Origin of the sequence: Parasalinivibrio latis, assembly GCF_036825535.1 — a bacterium.
GTDB lineage: Bacteria > Pseudomonadota > Gammaproteobacteria > Enterobacterales > Vibrionaceae > Parasalinivibrio > Parasalinivibrio latis.
On sequence record NZ_CP098812.1, the window covers coordinates 3,725,514 to 3,740,958 of the forward strand.

17 protein-coding genes are annotated in these 15,445 nt (G+C 53.8%); 8 read left to right on the plus strand and 9 right to left on the minus strand.

The window, feature by feature from the left end:
* The first annotated feature begins 328 nt into the window (after window positions 1–328).
* A complete protein-coding gene (locus NF212_RS16935) occupies window positions 329–871 on the plus strand; it encodes a gamma carbonic anhydrase family protein (protein WP_054674534.1) in 543 nt (180 codons plus the stop codon).
* Here NF212_RS16935 and NF212_RS16940 read toward each other — a convergent pair.
* Genes NF212_RS16940 through NF212_RS16955 form a run of 4 tightly spaced genes read right to left on the minus strand, consistent with a single transcriptional unit; the run spans window position 868 to window position 3,449 of the window.
* Window positions 868–1,131: a DUF1488 domain-containing protein gene (locus NF212_RS16940; protein WP_434357629.1), complete on the minus strand. Its 264-nt coding sequence runs from the start codon at window positions 1,129–1,131 to the stop codon at window positions 868–870. The genes NF212_RS16935 and NF212_RS16940 overlap by 4 nt on opposite strands.
* Window positions 1,132–1,971 carry a shikimate dehydrogenase gene (gene aroE, locus NF212_RS16945; RefSeq protein ID WP_434357631.1) on the minus strand — a complete coding sequence of 280 codons (840 nt, stop codon included), beginning with the start codon at window positions 1,969–1,971 and terminating at the stop codon, window positions 1,132–1,134.
* Window positions 1,965–2,870: an oxygen-dependent coproporphyrinogen oxidase gene (hemF, locus tag NF212_RS16950; RefSeq protein WP_434357633.1), complete on the minus strand. Its 906-nt coding sequence runs from the start codon at window positions 2,868–2,870 to the stop codon at window positions 1,965–1,967. The genes aroE and hemF overlap by 7 nt, the downstream gene beginning before the upstream one ends.
* A gap of 21 nt (window positions 2,871–2,891) precedes the next feature.
* A complete protein-coding gene (locus NF212_RS16955; protein ID WP_434357635.1) occupies window positions 2,892–3,449 on the minus strand; it encodes an L-threonylcarbamoyladenylate synthase in 558 nt (185 codons plus the stop codon).
* A 194-nt stretch (window positions 3,450–3,643) separates the two neighbouring features.
* Here NF212_RS16955 and purE point away from each other — a divergent pair, with 194 nt between their 5' ends.
* Window positions 3,644–4,132, plus strand: coding sequence for a 5-(carboxyamino)imidazole ribonucleotide mutase (gene purE / locus NF212_RS16960; protein ID WP_434357637.1), 489 nt, complete (start codon window positions 3,644–3,646; stop codon window positions 4,130–4,132).
* Entirely contained in the window at window positions 4,132–5,265 is a 1,134-nt protein-coding gene (locus NF212_RS16965) for a 5-(carboxyamino)imidazole ribonucleotide synthase (RefSeq protein ID WP_434357639.1), read from the plus strand. The genes purE and NF212_RS16965 overlap by 1 nt, the downstream gene beginning before the upstream one ends.
* Window positions 5,266–5,296: 31 nt before the next feature.
* Here NF212_RS16965 and NF212_RS16970 read toward each other — a convergent pair whose 3' ends face one another.
* From NF212_RS16970 to NF212_RS16985, 4 genes are all read right to left on the minus strand, one after another.
* Entirely contained in the window at window positions 5,297–5,866 is a 570-nt protein-coding gene (locus NF212_RS16970) for a topoisomerase DNA-binding C4 zinc finger domain-containing protein (protein WP_434357641.1), read from the minus strand.
* A 63-nt stretch (window positions 5,867–5,929) separates the two neighbouring features.
* Entirely contained in the window at window positions 5,930–6,403 is a 474-nt protein-coding gene (locus NF212_RS16975; protein WP_434357643.1) for a DUF494 family protein, read from the minus strand.
* Window positions 6,404–6,405: 2 nt separating this feature from the next.
* The gene (dprA, locus tag NF212_RS16980) at window positions 6,406–7,503 is read right to left on the minus strand and encodes a DNA-processing protein DprA (RefSeq protein ID WP_434357645.1); all 1,098 of its coding nucleotides are present in this window, start codon (window positions 7,501–7,503) and stop codon (window positions 6,406–6,408) included.
* The gene (locus tag NF212_RS16985; RefSeq protein WP_434357647.1) at window positions 7,504–8,580 is read right to left on the minus strand and encodes a LysM peptidoglycan-binding domain-containing protein; all 1,077 of its coding nucleotides are present in this window, start codon (window positions 8,578–8,580) and stop codon (window positions 7,504–7,506) included.
* Between the two features lie 117 nt (window positions 8,581–8,697).
* Between NF212_RS16985 and def the strand changes: the two genes are divergently transcribed.
* The 5 genes from def to NF212_RS17010 all read left to right on the plus strand — a co-directional run bounded on the left by def (window position 8,698) and on the right by NF212_RS17010 (window position 14,453).
* On the plus strand, window positions 8,698–9,213 hold the full coding sequence (def, locus tag NF212_RS16990; RefSeq protein ID WP_434357649.1) for a peptide deformylase: 516 nt from the start codon (window positions 8,698–8,700) through the stop codon (window positions 9,211–9,213).
* A 14-nt stretch (window positions 9,214–9,227) separates the two neighbouring features.
* On the plus strand, window positions 9,228–10,175 hold the full coding sequence (gene fmt, locus NF212_RS16995) for a methionyl-tRNA formyltransferase (RefSeq protein ID WP_434357651.1): 948 nt from the start codon (window positions 9,228–9,230) through the stop codon (window positions 10,173–10,175).
* Window positions 10,176–10,260: 85 nt separating this feature from the next.
* The gene (gene rsmB / locus NF212_RS17000) at window positions 10,261–11,544 is read left to right on the plus strand and encodes a 16S rRNA (cytosine(967)-C(5))-methyltransferase RsmB (protein WP_434357653.1); all 1,284 of its coding nucleotides are present in this window, start codon (window positions 10,261–10,263) and stop codon (window positions 11,542–11,544) included.
* An 84-nt stretch (window positions 11,545–11,628) separates the two neighbouring features.
* Window positions 11,629–13,005 carry a Trk system potassium transporter TrkA gene (trkA, locus tag NF212_RS17005; protein ID WP_434357655.1) on the plus strand — a complete coding sequence of 459 codons (1,377 nt, stop codon included), beginning with the start codon at window positions 11,629–11,631 and terminating at the stop codon, window positions 13,003–13,005.
* A gap of 2 nt (window positions 13,006–13,007) precedes the next feature.
* Window positions 13,008–14,453, plus strand: a complete 1,446-nt coding sequence (locus tag NF212_RS17010; RefSeq protein ID WP_434357657.1) for a TrkH family potassium uptake protein — start codon at window positions 13,008–13,010, stop codon at window positions 14,451–14,453.
* A 19-nt stretch (window positions 14,454–14,472) separates the two neighbouring features.
* Here NF212_RS17010 and NF212_RS17015 read toward each other — a convergent pair whose 3' ends face one another.
* Complete coding sequence (locus NF212_RS17015) at window positions 14,473–15,270, minus strand: sporulation protein (RefSeq protein WP_434357659.1); 798 nt, start codon at window positions 15,268–15,270, stop codon at window positions 14,473–14,475.
* Between the last annotated feature and the right edge of the window lie 175 nt (window positions 15,271–15,445).

The following is a 15,445-nucleotide window of genomic DNA, read 5'->3' on the forward strand; positions in this document are numbered from 1 at the left end:
TCTTTTTGACTTCCCTCAACCGCCAACCCGAAGGTTTTGCGTTGAAGCGGGCGGCCATTCTAAACAAATCCAAAACCCTGTCAAGCAGTTGTTCTCAACTTGTTTTTGAAAGCTCCCGGAGCCTTCCCGTCACTGCGAAGTCGTTGCCTGTCCGCCGTGTCGGTGAGGACGCATTATAGAGATCGCGATCACATTGGCAAGCCCTTTTTTGAGAAAAATCCGGCCTTCGTGACTGTTTGACTGCAAAGTAGTCAAAAAGGCATGTATTGCACACTTTTCATACTCAATATAGGCTTGATAGATCCCTACATATATAAAGGAATAGAGAATGAGCCTCTCATTACGCCCATATAAAGGTAAGACACCTGTTCTAGGCAAAGATGTATATGTCGACCCTATGTCCGCGCTGATAGGCGACATTGAACTGGGAGCGGATGTCAGCATCTGGCCATTGGTTGCGGCCCGGGGAGACGTCAATATTATTCGTATCGGTGCAAGAACCAATATCCAGGACGGCTCTGTCTTGCATGTCACCCGAGTGGGACCGGAAGCCCCTACCGGGCACCCGCTGATTATTGGAGAGGACGTCACAGTCGGTCACAAGGCAATGCTCCATGGCTGCACTGTTGGCAACCGTGTCCTTGTGGGTATGGGGGCAATCATTCTGGATGGGGCTGAAGTGGCAGACGATGTCATCGTTGGTGCGGGCAGTCTGGTACCACCGGGGAAGAAGCTGGAAAGCGGCTATCTATATGTCGGCAGTCCAGTGAAGCAAGCGCGCCCGCTAAAGGAAGAAGAACGCGCCTTTTTGAAGCAATCATCCATCAATTACGTCAACCTGAAGAATGACTACCTTGCAGAAAACCGCTAACGGATCTCAATACAGCCTTCGGTATTGAAGTTTTCGTCCTCAATGGCACCTTCAGCAATATCTTCCAGATCAAAACGGCAGTTGGCAAAAGCAGCCAAAACTGCCGTTTCATCATCCAGGCTGTGACCGATGGCAGTTTCCAGCCACTGTTTAGAAACGAAACAGGTGATGAGGGCTCCCGCCTGTTGAGCCGGGAATTCCACCTGCCCTTGCTCCGCATGCCAGGTCTGCACATCCGGGAACAAGATATTCTGGTTCATTTAACCTCCAAGATTCCGGCGCAACTCCCGGAGAACCTGTTTGGTACCGGGGCGTAAACCACGCCAAATGGTAAAGCTCTCTGCAGCCTGGCCGACAAGCATCCCCAGCCCATCCAATACTTTCCCAGCGCCCTGCTCTAAAGCCCACTGGTTCGATGAGGTCAGCCCGCTTCCATAAACCATGTCATAAAACACAGCCTGCGGTTGAACAACGGCTTCGGGCAGCCCTGGCGTATCGCCGGAAAGGCTGGCAGAGGTAGAATTGATAATGACATCGAAAGACTGACCGGCCGTCTCAGCAAGGGACATCGAAGAAACAGGTCCAAAGTCTGAAAACACCGACTGAAGCCTTTCAGCCTTTTCCTGGGTACGGTTAGCAATAACCAATGACGCCGGCTTCTGGTTCAACAATGGGAGGATCACTCCCCGCGCCGCGCCACCGGCACCCACCAACAGTATCCGGGCACCTTCCAGACAAACCTGGTTTTGCAACAGGTCCTGCACCAAGCCTTCACCGTCAGTGTTGTCCCCAAGCACCCCACCATCATCCAGCTTTTTAAGGGTGTTTACCGCACCGGCCTGCTTTGCTCGCTCCGTCAGTTGAGTGGCAAAGCGGTATGCCTCTTCTTTGAATGGAACCGTAATGCTGCACCCTTTTCCGCCTTCAGAAAAAAATGTCTCAATACATTCAACAAAACCATCTTTGGGAGCTTCAATAGCTTCATACACTAAATCCTGCCCCGTCTGACGGGCAAACAATGTATGAATAAACGGAGATTTTGTATGGCTTAGCGGGTTTCCCACTACTGCATATCTATCGGTCATAACTGTACTCACCATTCCCTTGGCTTAAGATATTCATCATACAGGCGTGCTTCAGCACTGCCCGGCTCCGGCGTCCAGCTGTATTCCCAGCGGGCAAGCGGCGGCATGGACATCAGGATGGATTCTGTACGGCCGCCACTTTGCAGACCGAACAGTGTCCCACGGTCATAAACCAGATTGAACTCCACGTAGCGGCCGCGGCGGTAGAGTTGGAAATTCCTTTCCTGCTCACCGTATTCTGTCTCTTTACGCCTGGCAATAACCGGAAGGTAACCGTCAAGGTACCCTTGCCCAACGGCTTTTATATAGGCGAAGGATTTGTCAAAGCCCCATTGGTTGAGATCATCAAAGAACAAACCTCCGACACCCCGGGTTTCATTGCGGTGAGGCAGGAAGAAATACTTATCACACCATGCTTTGTGCTCGGCATAAACATTCTCACCAAACGGGGCGCAGAGATCTTTGGCCACCTGGTGCCAATGCAGGCAGTCTTCCTCGAAAGGATAGAAAGGAGTCAGGTCGAAACCACCACCAAACCACCAGACCGGCGGCTCCCCCTCTTTCTCAGCAATAAAGAAACGGACGTTGGCATGGGAAGTGGGTACGTAAGGATTTTTGGGGTGGATAACGAGGGAAACGCCCATCGCTTCAAAACGTCTGCCTGCCAGCTCAGGCCGGTGCGCCGTTGCAGAAGCTGGCATTTTTTCGCCGAACACATGGGAGAAATTAACGCCCCCCTGCTCAATGACTGCGCCATCACGGAGAACCCGGCTGCGTCCACCGCCACCTTCGGCGCGTGTCCAGCTGTCTTCGACAAATTTAGCTGCGCCGTCGGCTTCTTCAAGCCCCTGGCAAATGGTGTCCTGAAGTTGAAGTAAAAACGCTTTAACGGCTGACTTATCGACGTTTTCCACACCGTATCCTTATATCTGCTTTTATCCCTGACGCAACACTTTACCAGACATTGCATCACGGATTTCAGTAGGTTTTACCCGCCCGCCGGTTTCCCCTTCAAGGATAGCGGACAGCCTTTCTCCCAACTGTTGTCTCACTTCTGAGGTTGTCATGCAAGGCGGTTGGCCGGATAAGTTGGCGCTGGTTGAAGTCAGAGGTTTGCCGTATACAGAGCAAAGCTGACGCACCAGTGGGTGATCAGTCACCCTTACGGCAATGGAGTCAAATTCACCGGTAACCCAGTCAGAAACCCCTTCTCGCTTGGGCACCACCCAGGTAACCGGCCCAGGCCAGCTGGCCAGGATTTCCTCCCGGATTTCGGGAGTAAGGGTATTCAGGTCAATATAGGGTTCAAGCTGCTCGACAGAGGCAGCAATCAGGATCATCCCCTTATGTTTGGGACGCTGTTTCAGTTCAAGCAGAGCTTGTATGGCTGCCGGGCTGTCAGGATCACAGCCGACGCCAAAAACCCCCTCTGTCGGGTACGCAATAACGCCGCCGGTATTCAGCGCATCACAGACTTGTTCAATATTGGCCACAATATTCTCAATCCATTCACCTTTGTTATGGTGGCAAGGATAACGGATAAGCATTGGCAGGCAAATGAGGTTTGTAACAAGCTATGAGAAAGTAGGGAACACTGGGTATCTTGAACTGACGCAAACGTTTTCCTTGCCAATAATAGCCGTTATAATGCCGCCAGATTTTTTCATGAAGTGTAAGGGACGAAACGATGGAAGTCGGAATTATCATGGGATCCAAATCGGACTGGCCAACCATGAAAAATGCAGCAGACATGCTGGACCATTTCGGGGTGAAATATGAAACCAAGGTAGTTTCAGCCCACCGTACCCCGCAGCTTCTGGCTGAATATGCCAGCTCAGCCGCGTCCCGTGGTATTAAGGTGATTATTGCCGGTGCCGGCGGTGCAGCACACCTGCCAGGAATGACTGCCGCCTTCACCAGCCTGCCTGTTCTTGGCGTACCGGTACAATCCCGTGCACTGAAAGGCATGGACTCCCTGCTGTCAATTGTCCAGATGCCCAAAGGGGTCGCTGTAGGCACTCTGGCTATCGGTGATGCCGGTGCAGCCAATGCCGGTCTGCTGGCAGCCCAGATTCTGGCAACGTCGAACCCGGAACTGATGGAAGCCATTGACACTTTTCGCCAGAACCAGACTGACACCGTCCTTGCCAACCCGGATCCATCGGTGGAGGCGTAATGAAAGTACTGGTCCTTGGTGCCGGGCAACTGGCACGTATGATGTCTCTGGCCGGTGCCCCGTTGGGTATCGAGGTCAGTGCGTATGATGTGGTAAGTGAAGACATCGTCCACCCGCTGACCAAGACCGCACTCGGTCATGGATTGGGAAATGCCATCGCATCAGCGCAGATCATTACCGCTGAATTTGAACATATCCCTCACGCCATTCTTGACCAGTGCGAAGCGAGTGGGAAGTTACACCCTTCTGCACAGGCAATCAAAACCGGGGGCGACCGCCGGATTGAAAAATCCCTGCTGGATAAAGCCGGTGTTGCCAACGCAACCTATGAGGTTGTAAACAACCGGGAAGATTTCGACCGGGCTGTCGCCAAAGTCGGTTTGCCTATGGTCCTGAAAAGCGCCAAAGACGGCTATGACGGCAAAGGCCAGTGGCGCCTCAAATCAGAAGACCAGAAAGAACCCGTTTGGCAGGAAATTGCGGCGTTTCTTGCAGCGGCAAAAGGCGACCAGTCCATTGTTGCCGAAGCGTTTGTACCCTTCGATTATGAAGTCTCCCTGATTGGCGTACGCAACATGTCCGGAGAGCTGGAAGTCTACCCGCTGACAGAAAACACCCATGTGGATGGAGTACTGAATGTTTCAGTGGCCGGAAACCAGCCTATGGAATTGCAGGCACAGGCCAAGGCAATGTTCCGTGCGGTCGCCGAAGCACTGGATTACGTCGGTGTCCTTGCCATTGAGTTCTTTGTGGTGGGAGAAAAACTGCTGGTCAATGAGATCGCCCCCCGGGTTCATAACTCCGGCCACTGGAGCCAGCAGGGTGCCGAAACCTGCCAGTTTGAGAACCACCTGAGGGCAGTAACCGGCATGCCTTTAGGTCGTACAACCCTGCTCCGCCCAACCGCGATGGTAAATATCCTTGGTGAAGATACCCTGCCGGAAGCGGTTTACACCATGGGGCATGTGCACTGGTATGGAAAGGAAAAACGTACTGGGCGCAAAATGGGGCACATTAACCTGTGCGCCAACACCCTGATCGGTTTAGGTCAGGTACTGGATGCGGTTGCGCCTCTGGCTCCGGCACATGCCCGTGAAGCTGTTGCGGCCAGCGCCAGGAAGCTAGCCGGGTAGCATTGCAGGCTCTTAAAAAAAGAAGCTGGCATCACGCCGGCTTCTCTTCTTTTTGTTCTTGCTGGCAGCTTTTGCTGGCACACAACAGCTTGGCCCCACTGGCCAGTTTCTTTTTTACCAACAGCGGAAAACCACAAACTTCACAGTGTCCGCTCACCGGCTCCAAGTTCACTGCAAAGCGGCAGTTGGGGTAACTGTTACAGGCCCAGAACGTCTTCCCATAGCGGGATTGGCGCTCGACAAGATGCCCTTTCCTGCATTCCGGGCAGGGGATCTCTGTATCTTCTTCCGGCTCCTGCCGTTCAATATGCTGGCAGTTCGGATAGTCCGAACAACCTATGAACATACCGTAACGCCCCTGGCGAAGAACAAGCTCATGCCCGCACTCCGGACAGGGAACACCAAGTTCTTTTACGATATGTCCGTCGTGTTGGTGCAGAGCCAGAATAAAGTCACAGTCCGGGTAACGGCTGCACCCGAGAAACGGGCCATGCTTGCCATTTTTCATCACCATCGGGCTGCCGCACTTTTCGCATGACCGGCCGTTATCAAGGGCATGCTCGTGGACACTGAATAAGGATTTATCAATTTTTCCGTTCATGGCACATACAAAAAACGGCAGGTGATCTGCCGTTTGTCTCAAGTCCTTGGCTGATAACAGGAATCAGTGTACGAAGCCCTCACCGACTTCATAAAACAGCTCTTCCATCTGGTTGTAGGCACTTTCGTGGCCGGGTACGTTGAACAGTACCATCAGCACCACCCATTTAAGGTCTTCCAGTTCAAATTCCGGCGTTTCAAGTTCCATCACCCGGTCTATTACCATTTCCCGGGTTTCAGGGGTCAGAACTTTCATCTGTTCAAGCAGCATCAGAAAGCCACGCGCTTCAGTATCAAGGCGGGCCATCTCCTGCGGTGTATAGATTCGAACAGAATTAAGGGCATGTCCTGACAGGTAAGGCTGCTGTTCGGTATCTTGCAACCATGCCAACTTTTCTAACCAACGAAGGGCTTTGTGGATATCCTCTTGGTGGAACCCGGCTCTGAGCAATTCATCAGAGAGTTCTTCCTGATCAACCTGAAGTTCCACGTCACTATGGATATAGGTTTCGAACAGGTACATAAGAATGTCCATCATGGCTAGCCCCTCCTCACTCTGACATAGCCACCGGGCACTGCGGAAACAAGCCCCAGTAGTTCAAGATCGGTCAACTGCATCATGACCTCATGGACCGGTAAATCGCAGCGTTCGGCAAGTACATCAACACACGTTGCCTTATCTCCTACGTTAGCTAACAGATCGGAAAATGGCAATTCCTCGTCCATATGTTGTGTTGTAAACAGGTCCGAGTGCGCATTTCTTGACCACTGGGTGATCACCCCCAACTCACCAACGATGTCCTCCGGGGAATCCACCAGGAAAGCACCGTTTTTTATCAGGGTATTGGTCCCGCGGCAGCCGGGGGAGTGTATAGGGCCGGGCAAAGCAAAGACATCACGGTTTTGTTCCATCGCATAACGGGCGGTAATTAAGGAGCCACTTTTTTCTGCGGCTTCAACAATCAGTACCCCGGTAGAAAGTCCGCTGATAATCCGGTTGCGGCGAGGGAAAAACTCCGGACGGGGTTTTGCCCACGGCCAGAACTCAGAAACCAGGGCACCATTTTCAACGATTCGGGCTGCCAACCCTTTATGACGGGCCGGATAGACATTGTCCAGTCCGGATCCCAATACAGCGACTGTGCTCCCTCCCGCATCCAGCGCCCCGGCATGGGCTTTACCATCAATGCCAAGTGCCAGCCCGCTGGTTACCGCATAATCAGCAGCGACAAAACCCGCAGCGAACTCCCCGGCATGGCGCATCCCTTCCATGCTCGCATGCCGGCTGCCGACAATCGCAATCTGCGGGAGGGACAGCTTTTCGAGGTCTCCCCGGATAAAGAGAACCGGTGGTGGCGACGGGATCTCCCTCAATAAATGTGGATAAGCAGGGTGATCAAGGGTAAGGATGGCTTGCCCAGGGACTGCTGCCCAGCTCAGGCAGCGATCCAGTAAATATCTGTCAGGGTGTTTGATGGTATCTGCCTGATCCGCTTTCAAACCCAGAGCCATTAACTCTTCTCGGGACCGGGCAACCAATTTTTCTGCAGGGGCGTGGCTTAGCAGCTTGCTAAGCCGATTTCCCCCCAGCCTGGGAGTGTTTACAAGAATCAGCCAGGCTGAGAGTGTGCCGGTCATTTAACTGCTTTCACTGTTTGGGGTTTTCAAGACCATACCGGCGTGGACAGGGGTGGTTGCTTCCATCACCAGAGCAAGGCTGAACTTGGCATAGGCACGAATCACCATCATGCTGCCAACCTTCACGTCTGGCAGGGTGATGGTTTCCTCATCACTGCGCGACGCTGCTTCACCGTAAGAGTACTCGCCATCTTTGTCGCGAACCTTGGCTCCAGGTTCAGAAAGCAACAGGGTATGGCCTGGAACCAGTCCATCATCCCGGCCCCTGTCCAGCACCACCACTTGATCGAGCCCAATGTATTTGCTGCCGTAGGGGTGGCCCAATATGGAAGCGTCGGTTTTCTTTGGCGCCGGTGTCGGCGCAAAGCGGCCGGCAGTTCCCGGGATCATCACTGGAAGAACTATGTCATTGGGCTGGATTTCCCGCTTCTGGCTGGTAAGGCGCAGAAGACTGATACCGTCCGACTCACCGCTTACGTTGGCTTCTGCCACCAATACCAGGCTGGTCATTATCTCCGGCGTGGCTTTTTCCTCACCCTCTTCCGTTTTGTCACTGCGGGTAAACTGCGGGCCAAGGCGGTAAATTCGCCAGCTGGTTCTGCCGTCCAGCACCTTGTTGACATACACATCATCAGAAGATGAAAGATAAATACGCCCGCTGGATGCACCAATGACCTTCGGCAACTCAGCCAGCTCCTTGTTGTCGACCAGGATATCCTGGTTGAGGAAAGGCAAAAGCAGGGTGTCATCGGCAGCACTGACCGGCTTGAGCTCTACTATTTTGGCAGTCGGGGAAAGCTTTTTCACAGGCTTTCTGGTCAACCGTGGCTCACCATCAACCCAGATAAGACGCAGGATATCCCCGGGGTAAATCAGGTGCGGGTTATCAATGTCCGGATTTGCCTGCCACAAGCGCGGCCATAGCCACGGGCTTTGCAAAAAGGTGGCGGAAATGTCCCAAAGCGTATCGCCTTTTTTAACCTGATACTGGGTGGGATGGTCGTCTTTGAGAACCAGTTGTGCCGACGCAAAAAAAGACATAGAGCCGGCCAGAAGGGCCAACAGCGCACGTCTCATGGTTTATCTTCCCTGTGAGATACCTGAACGGATGCTGTCAATTGCGTACTAAAATGTCTAGAATTAGCCGGATGACATTTGTCCAGTTTCGGCACAGTTCAACATTTACGAGTAACTATGGCGCTATTACCAGTACTAACTTTCCCGGATGATCGCCTGCGCACTGTGGCACAGCCGATTGAAGAATTCACCCCAGAACTCCAGCAACAGATTGATGACATGCTGGAGACAATGTACGACGAAGAAGGTATCGGCCTGGCAGCAACCCAGGTGGATTTCCATAAGCGTCTGGTGGTGATCGACATCTCGGAAACCCGCGACCAGCCACTGGTGCTGATCAACCCGGAAATCATCGAAAAGCGTGGTGAAGACGGCATTGAAGAAGGCTGCCTGTCTGTTCCTGGCGCCCGTGCCTTGGTGTCTCGCGCAGCAGAAGTCACTGTCAAAGCGCTCGACCGCGAAGGAAAAGAATTCACCCTTGAAGCGGACGACCTGCTGGCTATCTGTATCCAGCACGAGCTTGACCACCTGGCCGGCAAGCTGTTCGTTGATTACCTGTCGCCACTGAAGCGCCAGCGCATCAAACAGAAACTGGAAAAAATGAAGCGTCAGGACGCGAAATACACTGACTGATTCCCGAGGTTCCCTTGAGCAAACCACTTAGACTGATTTTTGCCGGGACGCCTGACTTCGCCGCCCGCCATTTGGCGGCGTTGTTGTCTTCAGAGCATGAAATCATTGCTGTTTATACCCAGCCTGACCGTCCGGCGGGCCGCGGTAAAAAACTGACTGCCAGCCCGGTAAAAGAGCTGGCACTGGAAAACAATATCCCGGTTTACCAGCCTGCAACCTTACGTGATGAAAGCGCACAGCTTGAGCTGGCAGCGTTGAACGCAGACCTGATGGTCGTGGTTGCCTACGGCCTGCTGCTGCCAAAAGCCGTACTGGACGCCCCTCGCCTGGGTTGTATCAATGTACACGGCTCTATCCTGCCAAAATGGCGCGGTGCAGCCCCTATCCAGCGTTCAATCTGGGCCGGTGATGCAGAAACCGGTGTGACCATCATGCAGATGGACGAAGGGCTGGATACCGGCGACATGCTCAGCATTGCTACGCTGCAAATTGCTGCAGACGAAACCAGTGCGACCCTTTATGAGCGTTTGGCAGACCTCGGCCCACAGGCCCTTGTCGATACCCTGGCAACCATCGCTGACGGCTCTGCAACTGCCACCAAGCAGGATGATGAACTGGCAACCTACGCCAAGAAACTCAGCAAAGAAGAAGCCCGCATTGACTGGACCATGGACGCGGCCGCCATCGAGCGTTGCATCCGTGCCTTCAACCCATGGCCGATGAGCTATTTCGAAGTCAGCGAGCAAAACGTCAAGGTGTGGAAAGCCACTGTGAAAACTGAGGCTACCGACCAAGCCCCTGGCACCATTATCGCAGCTGACAAAAAAGGCATAGAAGTGGCTACCGGCAACGGCACTCTGGTGATGACCAGCCTGCAACCACCGGGCAAAAAAGCCATGCAGGCTCACGAACTGCTGAACTCGCGCCGCGAGTGGTTTGAGCCGGGCCAGACGCTGGCCTGATAGCCTCGACATCTAACCGGCCGGACCATCCGGCCTCTCCAGCCAGCCCTCACCGGCTGGCTTTCTGATTTACAAGGGTTTTACCATGAACGTAAGAGCTGCTGCCGCCCAGGTGATTTACCAGGTTGTCGACAAAGGCCAGTCCCTTTCCCAGGCTTTGCCTGCTGCACAAAAACAGGTAGCGCCACGCGACCAGGCCCTGTTGCAGGAAATCTGCTACGGCATCCTGCGCTGGCTTCCCCGCCTGGAAAGCATTGCCCGAGCCTTGATGGAAAAGCCTTTGACCGGCAAACAGCGGGTATTCCACCACCTGATCCTGGTCGGCCTGTACCAGTTGGCCTACATGCGTATCCCAGCGCACGCCGCCGTAGGTGAAACGGTAAATGCCACCAAGGAGCTGCGCAAACCCCAGCTTCGTGGGCTGATTAACGCGGTACTGCGTAACTACCAGCGCAACCAGGAAACACTGGATGCAGAAGCTGTAAGCCACGATGCGGGCAAGTACGGCCACCCTGGCTGGCTGCTCAAATTACTCAAAGAGAGCTTTGGTGACAACTGGGAAGCCGGAGTGGAAGCCAACAACAGCCGGGCACCGATGTGGCTGCGGGTAAACCGCCGTCACCACAGCCGTGACAGCTACCTGGAACTGCTGGAAGAAGCCGGTATTGAGGCAGAAATCCACCCTCAGGCCACCGATGCCCTCAAACTGTCCAAGCCTTGTGATGTAAACATGTTGCCAGGCTTTGCTGACGGTTGGGTATCGGTCCAGGATGCTGCAGCGCAGCTCAGCGTAGAGTACCTCGACCCGCAGGAAAATGAACTCATCCTTGATTGTTGCGCCGCCCCGGGGGGTAAAACTGCCCATATCCTCGAGCGTCAGCCAACCGCAGAAGTGGTCGCCATTGATGCCGATGAGCAGCGCCTGAGCCGGGTATACGACAACCTCAAACGCCTGAAACTGGAGGCACACGTTGTTTGCGGTGACGCGCGTGAGCCTGCTAAATGGTGGAAGGGTGGCCAGTTTGATCGTATTCTGCTCGATGCACCCTGTTCAGCAACCGGGGTTATCCGCCGCCACCCGGACATCAAATGGCTGCGCCGCGCCGAGGACATAGCAGCCCTTGCCGCACTGCAATCTGAGATCCTTGATGCCATGTGGCAACAACTGAAAACCGGCGGTACCCTGGTTTACGCTACCTGCTCAGTTACCCAACAGGAAAATGCTGAGCAGATGAAAGCTTTCCTGACACGCACGCCGGACGCAGAACTCAGACTGGGTGAAACGGACAAGCCCGGCCGACAGATCATGCCGGGCGAACTGGATATGGATGGTTTCTACTACGCCGTGCTGTATAAGAAGCAGGCATAAATAAACCACTGGCCTGCCGCTCCCCGGCAGGCCAAATTCTGTGTAACGCGGTATCTAAAAACCAAGAATAACGCAGGCTAAACTATGAAAATTATCATTTTGGGCGCAGGCCAGGTTGGCGGAACACTCGCCGAGAATCTGGTTGGTGAAAACAATGACATCACCATTGTCGACCGCGACCCGGAGCGATTAAGGGAACTTCAGGATAAATACGACCTCCGGGTTGTCTGTGGCTATGCCAGCCACCCGGCCACACTTCAGGAAGCCGGCGCCCAGGACGCCGACATGCTGGTCTCCGTCACCAATTCAGACGAAACCAACATGATTGCCTGCCAGGTTGCATTCACACTTTTCAATACCCCAAACCGTGTTGCCCGCATCCGCTCCCCTGAATATCTGGCCAACAAAGATTCACTGTTCCAGACCGACGCTTGTCCGGTTGACCACCTGATTGCCCCGGAAGAGCTGGTTATCCAGTATATCCTCCGGCTTATTGAATACCCGGGCGCGCTGCAGGTGGTTGGGTTTGCAGACAACAAGGTCGGCCTGGTTGCGGTAAAAGCCTATTATGGCGGCCCGCTGGTCGGTAATGCGCTGTCAGCCCTCCGTGAGCACATGCCGCACATTGATACCCGCGTGGCGGCTATTTTCCGACAGGGACGCCCTATCCGCCCGCAAGGGACCACCATTATTGAAGCGGACGATGAGGTGTTCTTCGTCGCTGCCAGCAACCATATCCGTTCGGTGATGAGTGAGCTGCAAAAGCTCGAGCGCCCGTACAAACGCATCATGATTGTCGGCGGTGGTAACATCGGCAGCGGCCTTGCCCGTGCACTGGAAAAGCACTACAGCGTCAAGCTGATTGAACGCAACCAGTCCCGCGCCGAACAGCTTTCCGAGATGCTGGAGAACACCATCGTATTCTGCGGTGATGCCTCGGACCAGGAATTGCTCAGTGAAGAGCACATCGACCAGATCGACGTGTTTATTGCGGTGACCAACGAAGATGAGTCCAACATTATGTCAGCCATGCTGGCAAAACGTATGGGCGCCAAGAAGGTCATGGTACTTATCCAGCGTGGTGCCTATGTGGACCTGGTACAAGGCGGGACTATCGACATTGCGATCTCCCCGCAGCAAGCGACAATTTCTGCGCTGCTTACCCACGTCCGTAAGGCGGATATCGTGAATGTATCCTCCCTGCGCCGCGGTGCGGCAGAGGCGATTGAAGCTATTGCCCACGGGGACGCCAACACATCCAAGGTTGTTGGCCGCCCTATCGGCGATATCAAGCTGCCGCCGGGTACCACCATCGGTGCAATCGTCCGTGGCGACGAAGTTTTGATTGCCCACGACAGGACTGTTATCGAACAGGATGACCATGTGGTCATGTTCCTGGTCGACAAGAAGTACATCCCTGACGTTGAACGTCTGTTCCAACCGAGTCCGTTCTTCCTGTAACCATGTTTAATATAAAACCTGTTCTCTTCGTAATAGGGCTGGTGCTGTCCAAGCTGGCCCTTTTTATGTACGTCCCGACCCTGGTCGCTTTCTTCAGTGGCACCGACGGTTTTCTTGAGTTTGGTACCGCTGTACTGATTACCCATGCGGTAGCAGTACTGTGCCTGACAGCCGGGCGTACACCGGAGTTCCGCCTCAGTGTGCGGGACATGTTTATCATCACGACCTTTGTCTGGACCATCGCCAGTGCCTTTGCCGCATTGCCGTTTGTGTTCATCAACCACATCAGCTTTACCGATGCCTATTTCGAAACCATGTCCGGGCTCACCACCACGGGCTCCACGGTGCTGAGCGGGCTCGATAACATGGCACCGTCAATACTGCTGTGGCGTTCACTGCTGCAGTGGCTGGGCGGGGTTGGCTTTATTGTGATGGCGGTTGCTATCCTGCCGTTTTTGAACGTCGGCGGTATGCGCCTTTTCCAGACAGAGTCCTCAGACTGGTCGGACAAAAGTGCGCCGCGCACCAAACAGGTAGCGGCGAGCATCATGAAGGTGTATGTCTTCCTGACCGCACTTTGCATCATCGGTTTTGAGCTGACAGGCATGAACACCTTTGAAGCCATAAACCATGCCTTTACAACCCTGTCCACCGGGGGGTATTCCACCACTGACAGCTCAATGAACGGCTTCTCAAAGGGTTCCCACTGGGTTGCAACCATCTTTATGTTTGCCGGCGGCCTGCCGTTCCTTTTGCTGATGCAGGGGATGAAAAAACACAACCTGAAGATGATCCTGCAGGATGCGCAGGTTCGTGGCTTTGCGATGTTTGTGGTTATTTCAAGTCTGGCAGTTGCGGCTTGGCTGACTGTTACCCGGGACTACTATTGGCTTGATGCCATCCGGGTATCGATGTTCAACATTGTATCGGTCGCTACCACCACCGGGTTTGGCCTGGATGACTTTACCGCCTGGGGACCTTTCCCATCGGTGCTTTTTGCCTTTGTGCTGGTGATTGGCGGGTGCTCAGGTTCAACGGCAGGGGGGATAAAAATCTTCCGCTTCCAGATTGCCTTTGCCCTCCTGAAAAAGCAGATCATGCAGCTTATCCACCCCAATGGGGTTTTCGTCCAGCGTTATAACGGCCGCCCGGTTAACGAGGACATCGTCAGGTCAGTGGTCGCCTTCGGCATTACTTTTATGTTTACCATACTGTTTGTTGCCATGGCACTGGCGATGACCGGCCTTGACCCAGTAACCAGCCTGACTGCTTCAATGACCGCCGTTGCCAACGTGGGTCCGGGGATGGGTACCATTGTCGGTCCTACCGGCAATTTCTCAACCCTGCCTGACCTTGCCAAGTGGCTGCTCAGCGTTGGCATGATGATGGGACGCCTGGAAATCCTCACCGTCCTGGTGCTCTTCTTCCCGGCATTCTGGAAAGACTGATTGGTCAGTCCCTTAATCCTTAAGCCTCGGAGCTCTGGTCAAGGAAGACCTGCACTTGGTTACGGATATCCGCCGCCGGTGTCCCGGAAGCAATATAAAGCTCGCGCTTGAGCTCCCCGGCTCCCAGCATCCCCATCAACATTCCGCCAACACCGCTTAGTTTGCGGTCAATCTCAAACCAAAGTTTCAGGCCATTTTCATCACGCCACGCCACCAGTTCCAATTCCTTCCATTTGCCGACATAGCGACCGGCAACCGGTTCGAATTCAAACTCCTGCGCAAAAGGCAGGTTGAAACCCTTTACCTCTTCACATTTGGCGCGCTGCAGGCGAAGCCCCATATCCTCTACAGCCAGGAAAACCTGCTCCATCAGGCAGTCAGGCTTTACAGTCAGGATATCCCTGTCAGACGGGTCAATCGCGAGGGATACATCCAGCTGGGTATCCAGCCAGACTTTGGCTTTTCCCACTGTGACCGGGGTATTGAACGGCAGCACCAGCACCACGCTGAAACGGCGCTGTTCGCTTGGCTTGATAGTAAAGGCTTCCTGAAGAGTCCATGACGTCAGCTTGTAGGTCTGTTTTTCCCAGCGGTATTTATCCCCTTGCTCACCACTGTCCCGAACCCGGACATGCGCCATGTACTGGCAGCAGAGGGCGATATGGATATTGTCTATCTGCTGCTCCACACTGCCACCGGTAATTTCCACCGACACATCAACAGGTTCACCGGGTACCAGATTTTCGGTATCCAATACCGCATCGACCTTTGCCCCACCCATACCAAATCTCGCCAGAGCCTGTCTTAATAGTGACATATCCCTACCTTTTTTACGGTTGTCTCTTCGCTCTCCATATGACCGGGACTTGCAATACCCCCACTCCTTATAGAAAACTACTCAAAACACAAAATGATGAACTGACTGTAAACCATAGTCATTCATCTACACTAAAAAGAAAACCCTGCTCAGTCCACGCCGGCTGATACCTTGT

Coding starts and splice junctions, on each gene's coding strand:
- NF212_RS16985 (WP_434357647.1), bottom strand. CDS start 8,580: ATGAGACGTGCGCTGTTGGCCCTTCTGGCCGGCTCTATGTCTTTTTTT.
- purE (WP_434357637.1), top strand. CDS start 3,644: ATGGAAGTCGGAATTATCATGGGATCCAAATCGGACTGGCCAACCATG.
- NF212_RS16975 (WP_434357643.1), bottom strand. CDS start 6,403: ATGATGGACATTCTTATGTACCTGTTCGAAACCTATATCCATAGTGAC.
- NF212_RS16965 (WP_434357639.1), top strand. CDS start 4,132: ATGAAAGTACTGGTCCTTGGTGCCGGGCAACTGGCACGTATGATGTCT.
- NF212_RS17010 (WP_434357657.1), top strand. CDS start 13,008: ATGTTTAATATAAAACCTGTTCTCTTCGTAATAGGGCTGGTGCTGTCC.
- trkA (WP_434357655.1), top strand. CDS start 11,629: ATGAAAATTATCATTTTGGGCGCAGGCCAGGTTGGCGGAACACTCGCC.
- NF212_RS16935 (WP_054674534.1), top strand. CDS start 329: ATGAGCCTCTCATTACGCCCATATAAAGGTAAGACACCTGTTCTAGGC.
- NF212_RS16970 (WP_434357641.1), bottom strand. CDS start 5,866: ATGAACGGAAAAATTGATAAATCCTTATTCAGTGTCCACGAGCATGCC.
- NF212_RS17015 (WP_434357659.1), bottom strand. CDS start 15,270: ATGTCACTATTAAGACAGGCTCTGGCGAGATTTGGTATGGGTGGGGCA.
- dprA (WP_434357645.1), bottom strand. CDS start 7,503: ATGACCGGCACACTCTCAGCCTGGCTGATTCTTGTAAACACTCCCAGG.
- def (WP_434357649.1), top strand. CDS start 8,698: ATGGCGCTATTACCAGTACTAACTTTCCCGGATGATCGCCTGCGCACT.
- aroE (WP_434357631.1), bottom strand. CDS start 1,971: ATGGTGAGTACAGTTATGACCGATAGATATGCAGTAGTGGGAAACCCG.
- rsmB (WP_434357653.1), top strand. CDS start 10,261: ATGAACGTAAGAGCTGCTGCCGCCCAGGTGATTTACCAGGTTGTCGAC.
- NF212_RS16940 (WP_434357629.1), bottom strand. CDS start 1,131: ATGAACCAGAATATCTTGTTCCCGGATGTGCAGACCTGGCATGCGGAG.